The sequence below is a fragment of the Vibrio gigantis genome (assembly GCF_024347515.1).
Lineage (GTDB): Bacteria > Pseudomonadota > Gammaproteobacteria > Enterobacterales > Vibrionaceae > Vibrio > Vibrio gigantis.
In genome coordinates this window covers 233,124-245,964 of record NZ_AP025493.1, presented here as the reverse complement: position 1 = coordinate 245,964, position 12,841 = coordinate 233,124, and the positions used below count along the sequence as shown (strand labels likewise).

General features: G+C 43.4%; 11 protein-coding genes. 3 read left to right on the top strand and 8 right to left on the bottom strand.

All coding sequences use genetic code 11. From position 1 onward, the window contains the following. Window positions 1-66: 66 nt before the first annotated feature. Together OCV56_RS17180 and OCV56_RS17175 are read right to left on the bottom strand one after the other, a co-directional pair. Window positions 67-561, bottom strand: coding sequence for a DUF1097 domain-containing protein (locus OCV56_RS17180; RefSeq protein ID WP_086713929.1), 495 nt, complete (start codon window positions 559-561; stop codon window positions 67-69). A 204-nt stretch (window positions 562-765) separates the two neighbouring features. Next, window positions 766-1,671: a LysR substrate-binding domain-containing protein gene (locus OCV56_RS17175; protein ID WP_086713928.1), complete on the bottom strand. Its 906-nt coding sequence runs from the start codon at window positions 1,669-1,671 to the stop codon at window positions 766-768. Between the two features lie 273 nt (window positions 1,672-1,944). On the opposite strand from OCV56_RS17175, the gene focA reads away from it, so the two are divergent. Beyond that, entirely contained in the window at window positions 1,945-3,396 is a 1,452-nt protein-coding gene (focA, locus tag OCV56_RS17170) for a formate transporter FocA (RefSeq protein WP_086713927.1), read from the top strand. Between the two features lie 310 nt (window positions 3,397-3,706). On the opposite strand, the gene OCV56_RS17165 is transcribed toward focA, so the two are convergent. The 3 genes from OCV56_RS17165 to OCV56_RS17155 form a co-directional block, all read right to left on the bottom strand. Further along, on the bottom strand, window positions 3,707-4,276 hold the full coding sequence (locus OCV56_RS17165; protein WP_065675357.1) for a YceI family protein: 570 nt from the start codon (window positions 4,274-4,276) through the stop codon (window positions 3,707-3,709). Continuing rightward, complete coding sequence (locus OCV56_RS17160; protein WP_086713926.1) at window positions 4,273-4,812, bottom strand: cytochrome b; 540 nt, start codon at window positions 4,810-4,812, stop codon at window positions 4,273-4,275. The genes OCV56_RS17165 and OCV56_RS17160 overlap by 4 nt, the downstream gene beginning before the upstream one ends. Window positions 4,813-4,965: 153 nt before the next feature. Further along, on the bottom strand, window positions 4,966-5,211 hold the full coding sequence (locus OCV56_RS17155; protein ID WP_086713925.1) for a DUF2164 domain-containing protein: 246 nt from the start codon (window positions 5,209-5,211) through the stop codon (window positions 4,966-4,968). A 252-nt stretch (window positions 5,212-5,463) separates the two neighbouring features. Here OCV56_RS17155 and OCV56_RS17150 point away from each other — a divergent pair, with 252 nt between their 5' ends. After that, entirely contained in the window at window positions 5,464-6,099 is a 636-nt protein-coding gene (locus tag OCV56_RS17150) for a hypothetical protein (protein WP_086713924.1), read from the top strand. Window positions 6,100-6,673: 574 nt separating this feature from the next. After that, window positions 6,674-7,411, top strand: coding sequence for an EAL domain-containing protein (locus OCV56_RS17145; RefSeq protein ID WP_086713980.1), 738 nt, complete (start codon window positions 6,674-6,676; stop codon window positions 7,409-7,411). Between the two features lie 169 nt (window positions 7,412-7,580). On the opposite strand, the gene OCV56_RS17140 is transcribed toward OCV56_RS17145, so the two are convergent. From OCV56_RS17140 to OCV56_RS17130, 3 genes are read right to left on the bottom strand one after another with little or no spacing between them, the layout of a single operon-like run. Continuing rightward, window positions 7,581-10,649, bottom strand: coding sequence for an efflux RND transporter permease subunit (locus OCV56_RS17140; protein ID WP_086713923.1), 3,069 nt, complete (start codon window positions 10,647-10,649; stop codon window positions 7,581-7,583). Next, window positions 10,646-11,701 carry an efflux RND transporter periplasmic adaptor subunit gene (locus tag OCV56_RS17135; protein ID WP_086713922.1) on the bottom strand — a complete coding sequence of 352 codons (1,056 nt, stop codon included), beginning with the start codon at window positions 11,699-11,701 and terminating at the stop codon, window positions 10,646-10,648. The genes OCV56_RS17140 and OCV56_RS17135 overlap by 4 nt, the downstream gene beginning before the upstream one ends. After that, complete coding sequence (locus OCV56_RS17130) at window positions 11,701-12,789, bottom strand: efflux RND transporter periplasmic adaptor subunit (RefSeq protein WP_086713921.1); 1,089 nt, start codon at window positions 12,787-12,789, stop codon at window positions 11,701-11,703. The genes OCV56_RS17135 and OCV56_RS17130 overlap by 1 nt, the downstream gene beginning before the upstream one ends. Window positions 12,790-12,841: the final 52 nt, after the last annotated feature.

Genomic DNA, 12,841 nt, shown 5'->3' with positions numbered 1-12,841 from the left:
CAAATTAATTGGGGGTTATCTTGCAAGAGTTCACAGTGACTAAAGCATCGCTGCTTAACGTATTCATTAAGCCTTTGCCTGTTTAGCGTTTTGTTCAACAACTTCCGAAGATTGAGTCGATTTCTCGTGAAGCCATAGACCCGTTGCTTTCATCAAATATCCAAATACACCACCAAGCAGTAAAGATGGTACTACAAGTTGCCAATCGCCACCTGCGGCAAACGTCGCACAACAACCAATGAAGGTTCCTGGGATATAACCGAGCCACGCTTGTTTTGCTTGAATACACATAAAGAAAGCGACAATAGCAGTAATCACATAGCCTAAAATCTCTAGCCCTGCGAAGGTTGAGCTTTCGATAATCACCATTGCCCAGAATACGCCCGTCATGTTGGTTAGTAAGCTACCTGCCAATCCTTTTACCCCGCCTGTTGGCGACGCAAAGTAACTGGTGCAACCTAAGAAACCTGCCCATGACAATAAGCCGAAAGAGATAGCAATCCATCCCCAAAGACCTGACAAAATACCTGTTGTTAATGAAATCGCGACTAATGTACTCATACTATTTCTAAAGCCTAATTACGTAATTGTCCGCAACCGGTTTTAGCCTCACTTAAAATCAAGTAAGCATACTATGGGAAGATAGCCCTTATTTAGCCGATCATGATCACATTAATAATGTATGCGGTTGCGCATTTATCACCATATAGAGACCGAAATCGCTTATTCAACATATTTAGTTATTGGTATTTTATCAAATCAAGATTACAGGACCGACCGTTTGCCTTTCATCATACGCTTACCCTCTCGCTTGATACACTCAGCAAGCGGGTTTTCTGCCATGTCAGCACGCCAAATAAAAGACAACGTTCTTTCCATTTCAAGCTCAGGAACGTTTAAGGTAACAAGCTGGCCAGATTCAACAAACTGCTCGACATCGAGATAAGGTAGACACGTTAAATATGGGCCGTTTGCAACCAAACTTCTTAAAACAGGAACGTGTTCGTACTCTCGCCAAACATCGAGATCGCCAATTAAATGGTGAATAGAGCTATCAAAAACTTTGCGAGTACCCGAACCATGTTCGCGTAATACCCATTTTGCTTGCTCTAGTTGTGCCAAGCTTACTCTTTCACGCTTCGCAAACGGGTGATGAGCCGACGCAACCACCGTTAAATGGTCGGTACACCACACTTCTTGGTGGACTCGGCTATCGTCACAACGACCTTCGATAACACCCAAATCATATTGATAATCTAATACACCATCAATGACAGCATCGGTACTTTGAACGCCAAGTGAGATTCGCATCTCAGGAAAGTCGTTATCAATAATACTGATGAGGTCCGGGACGAGGTGTTCCGCCGGGGTTTGGCTAGCGCCTAATTTGAGTTCACCACTCAACAAATGCTGTTCGTAGAAACCCATCTCAATTTGTTGCGCATCTTGCAGTAAGCGCTTCGCTTTTGGTCTCAACCACATGCCCCAATGAGTCAGAGCCATTTGCTTACCTTGCCTCTCAAACAAAGGCCTGCCAAGCATTTTTTCCAACTGTGCAAGAGACATACTTGTCGCCGACTGAGTCAATGCCAACTTATCCGCTGCCTGACTGACACTCCCGGAATCTGCTACCGCATCAAATACCGCAAGTTGCTTTAATGAATAACGCAAAATTCATCCTTAATTCTTTTAATTATCAGGTTCCTGTTGCTCTGTTTTTGTTAAGCCGATGAGCAACCAATTTCATTTTACTCGTAACCCAATCTATATCAATAAATTTGATGTGGTTTTTAAAAATTATCAATTTTACCTCTACCTACCAACCCCCTAATCTGGAATGGCAGGACGAAACGAACCCTGCAAAACATTACTGATTAACCATTACGGATTAACCAAGTCATTAACACTAGGAATTACACATGACGGATTGTTCAAGGGGGGGATATGGCAACCAGCACTTCTGAAAATCATCAACTGTTTTCACCAACAGAAATGATGGCGGAAGCAGAGAAGTTTGCATTAAGCAAAGCAAATAAAACCAGCAGCATGACATTAAGTTTGGCGATCATGGCTGGTGCATTCATCGGGCTTGCTTTTCTATTCTACATCACGGTAACCACGGGTAGCGCTGATGCTGGATGGGGATTGAGTCGTTTAGCCGGTGGTCTTGCATTCAGTATGGGATTGATCTTGATTGTGATTTGCGGTGGTGAGCTATTTACTAGCTCGGTGTTATCAAGCATCTCATGGGCTAACAAGCAAATCACCTTCACTAAGATGCTGTCTATCTGGGGCAAGGTGTACGTCGGTAACTTTATCGGTGCCATGTTCCTACTGGCTTTGGTAAGCGCCGCAGGCTTGTATCAACTGGATGGTGGGCAATGGGGCTTAAACGCTCTGAATATTGCTCAACACAAGCTACACCACAGTCCTGTTCAAGCTTTCGCTTTGGGTGTGCTTTGTAACTTGTTGGTGTGTTTAGCCATTTGGTTAACGTTCAGCTCTGCTAACGCAATGACCAAAGCAATGATGACCGTATTACCCGTTGCAATGTTCGTAAGTTCAGGCTTTGAACACTGTGTGGCGAATATGTTTATGGTGCCACTAGGCATCACGATTCAAGCATTCGCACCAGAAAGCTTCTGGATACAAATCGGCGCAACACCAGCGCAGTACGCAGACTTAAACGTCATGCAATTTGTCACCGCAAACTTAATACCAGTGACAATCGGCAACATCGTAGGTGGTTCAGTATTGGTCGGCTTAGCCAATTGGAGCATCTACCGTCGCCCACAACTTAAAGCAGCAAAAATTACCGCTATTACACAAACAACAGAAATTACGTCAGTTAAGGAAATTACTATGAACACAGCAACTATTATCAAGCAAATCATGAACACTCAACCAATTACACTGAGCGTAGAAATGCCAACATCAGTCGCGATTGATACACTTTTAGACGCGCAACTTGTTAGCGCTCCTGTTTGCGATGTTGAAGGCCGTCTGGTTGGTATCTTCTCTGTTCATGACGTAATGGTGGACCTTTGGTGCCAAGATTACATCCCAACTAAAGGCCAAAAAGTCGTAGACCTTATGAGCCGTGACGTTGTGGCAATCGATGCAAATGACAAGCTAGTAGACGTTGCTGAGTTCCTATGCATCGACAAAGAGCAACTGTACCCGACTACAAGCATGGGCTTCGCGACTCGACTGACTTCTCTTTCTCTAGAAGAGCGTGCAAAAGCAATGAAAGTAAGTCAACCACATATGCTTCCAGTATTAGAAAATGGCGCAATGGTAGGTGTATTGACTCGCATTGAAGTGATGCAAGCACTGCGTCCAATCTACGGTGACCGACTAAACGTGGTTCCTCAAGCTGAGCTAGAAACTGCATAACTAGCGACTGTTTGCATAGCAAGCGCCTAACTAGAAACAAAGTAACGAATCTTAGGTTGAACTATTAGGGGTTAGTCGTTCAACTAGATAACTCAGTCATGGCAACGTTGACTGGCTAGAGGCAAATGGTGGCTTTAACGTACTAAATGGTTTGACACAAAACAGACCTAAACACGTTGCCATTTATCTCAATAAAAAAGGCGCAAAGTGAAAACTTTGCGCCTTTCTCTATTTCTAACTGCTGACCCATTTAGTATCGACTAAACTTTTGATGTTTCTAAAAAATATTGATACCTGTCAGAAAGCTAGATTACTTCTTTACACCTTCAACGTGTAGATCCATGTCTACGTAGCTTGAAGCGCCCATTACTGGAATATTGAAGTCAGCAAGTTCTAGACGAGTTGTACCAACGAAACCTGCACGCTCACCGCCCCATGGGTCTTGACCAGCACCGATGAATTCAGCTTCGATAACGATAGGCTTAGTTACGCCGTGAAGTTTAAGGTCACCCATAACTTCAAGTTTGCCGTCGCCTTTATCAACCACTTTTGTGCTGTTAAATGTCGCTTCAGAGAACTTACCAGCATCGATGAAATCGCCGCTACGGATATGCTTATCACGTTCTGCGTGGTTTGAATCAAGGCTTGTAGTGTCAACCGTTACGTTTACTGTAGACGCTTCAACGTTGCTTTCATCAAATGAGAAGTCACCTGAGAATGTATTAAAACGACCTTGGATAAAGCTGTAACCTAGGTGGCTAACTTTAAAGTTAACTGAAGCATGCGCACCTTTTGTATCAATCACGTAATCAGCGGCGTTCGCAGCGAAAGGCATTGCCATTGCAAATGCTAATCCTGTAGCGATAATTGACTTTTTCATTTTGAAGCTCCTATCATTTTTCGTAGCGTATCGTCTTTGTCGATAACGTGGTGTTTTATCGCCGCTAAGGCGTGCACTGATGCCATGATGATCAGTACCCATGCAGCATAGTAGTGAACCGTACCTGCGAGATCAGATTGGTTTGCAAACAGTTCACCCATACTTGGTACAGTGAACCAATTGAATACGTCGATCCCACGGCCATCTGATGTCGAGATCAAATAACCTGAAATAAATAATACCGCTAAGTTAATGTACATAAAGCCGTGAGCGACCTTCGCAGCTACAACTTCATAGCTTTTACCTTCGACTTTAGGTGACGCGGTAACTAGTTTCCAAAGTAAGCGGATAACGGTAACGGCAGCCAAAAGAATGCCTACCGAACGGTGGTAGTCTGGCGCTGTTTTGTACCACTCGCTGTAGTATGAAAGATCAACCATCCAAAGGCCTACACCAAACAAACCAAATATTGCGAGTGCTGAAATCCAATGCATCGCTCTTGCTAAAGGATTGTAATTTCTAACGTTGTTGTCCATGCATCTCTTCCGAATGTTAACGAGTCGTGTAGTTTTGAAAAGCGTACCCTACACTAAGTTTGTGTAACATATTATTTACCAAGCTTTACAATAGTTACATCACTGCAAATTAAACGAGTTATTCAAATTATTTGAACAACTTTGAGCTAAACGTTAGATTTCAACGATTTGTTCGATCTCGTAAAGCTCATCTGAGATATCTAACATCTTACGCTCCATCACTTTTTGGGCCTCTTCTATCCCCTTGTTGTAATACACCGCCCCAAACTTTTTGCTGATAAAGTCGACTAAGAACTCCGTGTCGAACTGACCCAGCTCCACATCGAGTTCATCTTGTAGGTACTTTTGGAGCGTATGAGTAAGTTCAGATTTTTGTTTCGAATCTAATTGAATGGTCATGAATGTTTCCAAATAAAGAGTAAGTAGATCAATCGTGATTTGCTGACTAGACTATATTCGTGGTAACTAGCTAGAATTCCTCATAATTTAGAATACAGACCATTGAAGTGCCAGTGCTATCCATAAAATCACTCAGCAATGGCTAATTTTGATAGAGAGATCAAGAACTCGCACTTTGAAGATAGGTAACGGCACTGCAATTACCGTACTATTGCCCATCAATAAGATAGTAGCTGTGTATAAGGGACTTCATTGTTATTAGATCTAGTGATTAAAAGCGTTAATCAGTTTCAAGACGATTGCTTAAAGCTTTGTGAGCGCCACTACCCTACGGTACACAACCAAGGGATCAGTGAGCACCATATAGGCAAGGCTTTTGCCCGCCGAATGGACCACACCTTCATTAGTTTTGATCATGCAAGTAACATCAGCCCACTTGAAATGCTTTCCTCTGGTGAAACTCCTAGACACTTCCGAATATCTTCCGAAATCGGTACCGTTTGGATGATCAGTCATCATATGGTGAGCGCAGGGAAAACCTGCCGAAGAAAGCTGATGTTGGACATCCATAATTGGCAACAAGAGTATGGATTTGCTATTCAACCGAATGACGTTTTAATCATTGTCTCCGATCATTGGATTAGCCGAAGTAAAAACAGCGGCGAGTTATTGCATTGGTGGATGGGTGAGCTCCCAGACGAGATCACTGAATATAGCCAACAAGGTATTACGCTAAGAGAGAGTGATTCTCAATTCGCTACTGACTTAAATAATAATTTTAAAATCAGCCCTTGTTTTATAAAATACGGACACCCTTTAAAACGGTCAGGAAATCAGCAATTAGTTCGTAAATACCTACAACTTTATGCGGTACTTCAGTGGCAGTAAGAATACGGGTCAACTTTTTTAATCAGCCTTTAAAGTAAATTGTTAGACCTCCATCCCAATATTTTATAAAACCCAACTCAGCCCTACCCAATAATCAATCATAGTTTATCTTTGAAAAAATAATAACTTATCAGCTCATTGTTCATATTTTGAGAAGTAGATATCATTTATATGCAAACAGAACTGTTTGTGTAAATTATAACTTTGACGTTCCACCATAATCTGGAGCTTTATCCTTACTTTTAGCTAGTGTATTGGCGCTGAAAGCTTATATTGATTGGCGTTGATATGAGATAGATCACTCAGAGCTTAAATTCACAGTAATCATTATTAGTGGTGAATGATAAGTAATTACTATGAATAACATCCATTATTATGCTGGTTTTTTGTTAGTTATATTTATTTAAATATTGACTCTACAAATGAGTTTTTATTAATTGACAATTTATTTACACCTGTCAATATTGTGACAGCCGCGACATGTACGTCCGCATGGAATAACCCCTTTTTATTAGCGACTATGATTTTATCAGACAGAAGTGAATTTATTAGCTGTATATCCGTAGATGCTGATATGCAGTTTATTGCGAAATACCAAGACCTGACGCTTAAAAGCGTCTATCAACCTATATTCGACTCCTCTATGACTCAAATAGGTGTCGAAGCTTTAGTACGCATTTCAAATAACAAAGGTGATATCGTTCGCCCTGATCGCTTCTTTCATTCAGACGAAACCTCATGCACAGACAAAATTAATGTAGAGAGGTTGAGCCGAGCAATTCATATCCGTAACTTCGCGCAATCAAATGTTCGTCATTTAAACCTGTTTTTGAACGTTCTTCCAAACGTAGGTGAACTATTTGCTGAGGAGAAAGTAAGTGACAGCTTGTTAGCCAAACGTCTTCACGAGCTAAACCTTTCATGCGAACAGATAGTGATGGAATTGGTAGAACTGAGTGCAGAAAGTGAAGAGCGTTTGAAAGATGCAGCCCTCTCGCTTGCTGATAATGGCTTTCAAATAGCGGTCGATGATTTTGGAACACAAGCATCAACAGAACTGCGCGTTCGTCATATTAACCCTCATATCATCAAGATAGACCGTTCAGTTATGTTGGACTTTGAACAAGGCGACAGTCGAGAAATGGAGTTAGTACTCGATCTTGCAAAGCAAATTGGCGCAAAAACGGTTATTGAAGGCATTGAAACCCAACAACAACTTGAAGCGATGCAAAGCTTAGGCTTCGATATGTATCAAGGCTATCACTTAGCCATGCCAAAGCCGATTGAGTTGGACTTACGACTTGCCATCTAGAATCCCGAACTAGTCTTCATAAAGCCGCTTTACCATTGGTTAGCGGCTTTTTTATTGCTTACCTATTCGTATGTGCTTTCCCGTCTCAAGTGTTAACAAAACCCATGTATAAAAAAGCCCAGTCAAAACTGACTGGGCTGGCTTAAAAGAATCTGTTTTATATCAATCCCTAATAACCCGCAGTGGACGGTTTGATTCTATATAAAATAGCGAACATCACTGGTACTACGATTAGCGTTAGTACTGTAGCAAAGCCTAAGCCTGCCATGATGGTAATCGCCATCGAGCCGAAAAATGCATCGAATACCAAAGGAATCATACCCAAGATAGTCGTTAGTGCTGCCATAGATACCGGTCGTACGCGACTGATCGCACTGTCGACAACCGCCAAATATGGGTCTTTACCTGTTGATAGCTCACTGTTGATCTGGTCAAGCAGTACAATACCGTTCTTCAGAATCATGCCGCTTAGGCTTAGTAAGCCTAAGAACGCCGTGAAGCTGAATGGCATATTGGTACCCAACAGACCAATGGAAACACCAATGATAGAGAGTGGAACCGTAAACCAAATCACCAGTGGCTTACGAACCGAGTTAAACAGAAGCATAGTGATGATAAACATCAGCAAATAACCCATTGGTAGTGAGCCAAACAGAGATTCTTGCGCATCTTTAGAGCTTTCGTACTCACCGCCCCAACTAATGCTGTAGCCTTCTGGTAAATCTAATGCTTCTACCTTTGGTTTCACACGAGCAAACAGACTCGCTGGAGTTTCATCACCAAGAACATCGTGGTCAGCCAATACCGTTAGCGTACGTTTTCTGTCGCGACGCTGAATCAGTGGCTCAGACCATTGAAGCTCTACGCCATCAATCACTTGCTCAACTGGGATGTAAGTTTGTAGCGATGGGCTCCAAATCTTCACATTGTTTAGCGACTCGAAATCAAAACGCTCTTCTTCCGGTAAACGCGCCACGATAGGTAACATATGAGTACCATCACGCAGTAGGCCGATGTTGTAACCGCCAAACGCCATCTGTAACGTCTCAGACAAGTCAGTTTTTGAAATGCCTAGGCGACGAGCCTTAGATTCGTTGAACAGTGGTACAAGTTCTTTAGTGCGTTCACGCCAGTCATGACGAACATTTCGAGAGCCTGGATCGGCAAGCAAGATGTCTTCGACTTCAACTGCAATGTTACGCAGTACTTGTGGATCGGCACCGATAATACGCGCTTCAATTTTTGAAGCTGGTGAAGGCCCAAACTCAATCAACTTGAACTGGAACGTTGGTTGCTCAAATTCGTTCGCTAAGTCTTTGTCTAACGCCTCTAACGCCTCTAACGCCTGAAACATGGTGTCGCGGTCAGTCGTTCTTACTTGTAACTGAGCGTACGCTTCATAGCTTTTCTCTGGTTGGTATGTCAGAGCGAAACGTTGCATGCCCTGTCCAACCGTTGTCGTTACGAACACAACGTTGTCTTGCTGGCGAATGTAGCTTTCAACCTTTTCAGTCTGCTTGATGGTTTCACGAACATCTGTGCCTTCTGGCATCCACATGTCGACGTAGAACATTGGCGTGTTTGATGGCGGGAAGAACTGTTGCTTCACCATACCGAATCCAACAATTGATGCGGCTAGCAGAGCAATCATACTCACTACGGTTAGCCATCTGAAGCGCAATGCGAATTTCAAAGACGCGCCGAATACAACGAACAGGATACCTTTGTATGGGTCTTCGTTCGCATCAACCTTGTCTTCTTCTTTAAGCATCATTTCGGCAAGGAATGGTGTTAATGTCAGTGCCGTAACCCAGCTCAGGAATAGTGAGAAACATAGTACCCAAAACAGAGAGCCCATGAATTCGCCAGTTGCGTCTTTCGATAATCCGATAGGTGCAAAAGCGGTAATAGCAATAATGGTCGCACCCAAAAGAGGCCATTGTGTTTGTGTCACGATGTCCTTCGCTGCTTGAAGTTTGGTCTTACCTTTCTTCAAGCCAACCAGAATACCTTCAACGACAACAATCGCATTATCCACCAACATACCCAGCGCGATAATCAGTGCACCCAGTGAGATACGGTGCAATTCCACGTTGTTGTAGTCCATCAAGATGAAGGTTCCGAATACCGTTAACAAGAGAACCAAACCAATGATCAAACCACTGCGTAAGCCCATTGCGAACAGCAAGACAATGATAACGATCGCTACCGCTTCAACTAGGCTGATTAAGAAGTCAGCCACTGATTTGTCTACTTCTTGCGCTTGGTTGTAGAAGTAATTCAGCTCCACACCGGCAGGCTTAATGTTTTCTAGGCGATCAAGTTCGGCATCCAGTGCTTTACCAATCTCAACCACGTTTACGCCTGATGAGAAAGCAATACCTAAGTTGATTGCAGGTTTACCGTTGTACGTTAATACATTACCCGGTTTTTCTTGAATACCACGAGTCACTTCAGCAACGTCTTTTAAACGAATCAGATTGCCAGTGTCACGACCATGAATGATTAGGTTTTCTAACTCTTCAACAGTGCTCAGAGTACCGTTAGGTTTGATCGTTAGGCTTTGACCATTGAGCATTACCTCGCCCGCTGATACAACGCTATTTTGTTGTGCTAACAGTGACGTAACCGTCGACATATCAAGGTTTAATGCGGCTAAGCGTTCCAGTGACATCTCAACAAACAGTTGTTCTTGTTGATCACCTGCAATACTTACTTTGCCGACGCCATCGACCAGTTCGATTTCACGCGTTAGGTAATCTGCGTACTGTTTGAGCTCAACGTAATCGTAACCGTCACCTGTCAGCATGATCATTACACCAAACACGTCACCAAAATCATCGATGATCTGAACGGAATTTACACCACTTGGCAGTGTTGGTTGTAGATCGTTTATCTTGCGGCGCATTTCATCCCAGATCTGAGGCAGCTCGTCTGGACCGTAGTCCATCTTCATACTGACCATAATTTGAGACATACCGTTCGATGATGTCGAGGTAATCTTGTCGATGTACGGAAGCTGTCTTATCTCTTTTTCTAGTGGGTAAGTCAGCTCTTCTTCAACTTCCATTGACGTAGCGCCAGGGTAAGTTGAAATAATCATTGCATCTTTAATGGTAAAAGCTGGGTCTTCTAAACGGGATAGATTACCAAAAGACGTCACACCGCCAATGGCCAAAATGACTAGAAACAGCCAGCTGATTACTTTGTTCTTTATTGAATATTCTGCGATGTTCATTCTGCTTTTCCTGACAATTGGATTCCGTCACGGAGTTTTCTTAAATTCGAATTTACGAGTAGCTCACCTTGCTCAACACCATGAGCGATGAGTGCGCCTTGGCCGCTGATCTTGTCGACTTCCACTTCACTTTTGAATGCTTGGCCGTCTTCCATTTTCCACACGTAAAATTGATTAGCGTCAGCGCCAGCTTGCAGAGTCGTCATCGGTAATTGGTAGCCTTGAACATCACTCAGGCCCGCTTTTGCCATGTCGACATTTACCGTAACGCTCGTACCCGGCAGAATTTCACTTTCGGGTTGCTGCATCTGCATCCAAAACTCATATGTGCGAGATTGTGGGTGCAATTCACTGGTGTGCTCTAGGTACGTCAGAGGATATTCTCCAGAGTGACCACCAAAGGTCGCTTCAGGACGGTAGCTGCTTGAACGCATGTCAGGGCTGATCGACGCTAAGATCGAATCGGATACTTGGATTCGCACGTATACCTTATCGTTCTGATACAAGCTAAGTAGCGTTTCACCCGGTGTCGTGTTTTCAAAACGCTGTTTATCAACGGTTGAAACCGTGCCTGAAAATGGTGCTAGCAACTCTGTGTAGCTCAGCTTGCGTTGTGCTGCAGCCAAATTAGCCGATGCCAGTTTGTAGTTAGCCGTGAGCTGGTCGTGTTCCGATTGCGACAACATCTTGCTACCAAACATCTCAGTACCACGAGACAATTGCTTGCTCGCCAATTCAAACTGAGATTGAGCGTCCGTTAAGTCTTGTTTATATGTCGCGTTGTCTAGGGTCGCCAGTAGCTGACCTTTTTCGACCTTGTCCCCCGCTTCAACCAATACTTGCTGAATTTCACCAGCAAGCTTAAATGCCAACGGTGTCAGTTCTGCAGGCATCACCTGTCCGTTAAAACTTCTGAACTGATCAGTAAGCGGTGCACCGACTTCAAAGGTTGAAACCAATAGTGAAGGCTGATCACGGTGGGCTGCTTCGTTATTGCATGCTTGAAGTAATAACGCAGATGCAACCACTACTGATAATTTGGAAAGGTTCATTAAATACCGCCCTCACGTAACCAAGCTTTTACTTGCTGTCCATCTGATAACACATCGACACCTGCTTCAACGATTAAGTCGCCAGAAGACAGGCCGTCAATCACCTTGCCTTGTTCATCAAGGGTAACTTGTACTTTAAAAATCAATTGCGATTTTGGGTTGTAGCGCCACAGTTCACCGTGGTCTGCGTCTTTGCTTAACCAAGCAGAATCAACAATTCCGATGCCGTAGTCAGATTTGTTTTTCTGTACTTCAACCTGTGCCGTCATGCCAGAAAGCAAGTTGATACCTTCAGGTTTTTCGATAGACACAACAGCTTGGTAGCTGTTTGTGTCTTCGTCTGGCTGAGTTGAGATCTCTTTAAAGCGAGTCGGGATACGAATGCCGCGGTGGCTATCCATCACAACCCACATGTTTGAGCTTGTTAGGTCTTGAATTGAACGGTCTTCAAGCTTTGATACCGGAATAGAGAAAGTCACATCCATTTCGCTGTGATTCAAAATGTTAAGTACCGGCTGCTTTTCTGCGATCAATTGATATTGCTTACCAAACACCATCGATACCACGCCATCGAATGGAGCAACTAATGTGGTGTAACCAAGGTTTGTTTTTGCTTGGTTCAACTCAACTTCAGCGGCAGTAAAGGTGTTTACGGCTTGGTCGTAGTAATCCGTGCTCACAAGCTTCTTAGAGTACAACTCAGACGCTTGCTTATATTGGCTGTTAGCCAAATCAAATTTTGCTTGTGCTGCATCAACGGCAATTCGGTAATCCGTCGCATCTAACGCAGCGAGTACTTGCCCTTTCTTTACTTCTTGTCCCATGCGAACAGAGAAGGTTTCAATATCGCCCCCCACATTGAAAGAAAGCGCAGCACGGTCGGTCGCATCCACTTTTGCGATAAAGCTATCAAGCTCAATATCTGTCTGTTGCGGGATCTCAAACAGCTTTACTGGCTTTACAACTTGAACGGTTTCTTCTGACTGAACCTTGTTACATCCGGTCAAAGAGCCAGCGAGTAATAGTGCGGCAAACGCCAATCCTATCTGCTTACTCGTCTTGGCTTGAATAGACAACTTGGATTGCATGATGCTTCTCCATTTAATTATTATGATTTATTACACAGGTGGGCAGTATATT

Excerpts from the sequence above, each read along its gene's own strand:
- OCV56_RS17180 (WP_086713929.1), bottom strand. The coding sequence starts at position 561 with ATGAGTACATTAGTCGCGATTTCATTAACAACAGGTATTTTGTCAGGT.
- focA (WP_086713927.1), top strand. The coding sequence starts at position 1,945 with ATGGCAACCAGCACTTCTGAAAATCATCAACTGTTTTCACCAACAGAA.
- OCV56_RS17165 (WP_065675357.1), bottom strand. The coding sequence starts at position 4,276 with ATGAAAAAGTCAATTATCGCTACAGGATTAGCATTTGCAATGGCAATG.
- OCV56_RS17160 (WP_086713926.1), bottom strand. The coding sequence starts at position 4,812 with ATGGACAACAACGTTAGAAATTACAATCCTTTAGCAAGAGCGATGCAT.
- OCV56_RS17155 (WP_086713925.1), bottom strand. The coding sequence starts at position 5,211 with ATGACCATTCAATTAGATTCGAAACAAAAATCTGAACTTACTCATACG.
- OCV56_RS17145 (WP_086713980.1), top strand. The coding sequence starts at position 6,674 with ATGCAGTTTATTGCGAAATACCAAGACCTGACGCTTAAAAGCGTCTAT.
- OCV56_RS17140 (WP_086713923.1), bottom strand. The coding sequence starts at position 10,649 with ATGAACATCGCAGAATATTCAATAAAGAACAAAGTAATCAGCTGGCTG.
- OCV56_RS17135 (WP_086713922.1), bottom strand. The coding sequence starts at position 11,701 with ATGAACCTTTCCAAATTATCAGTAGTGGTTGCATCTGCGTTATTACTT.
- OCV56_RS17130 (WP_086713921.1), bottom strand. The coding sequence starts at position 12,789 with ATGCAATCCAAGTTGTCTATTCAAGCCAAGACGAGTAAGCAGATAGGA.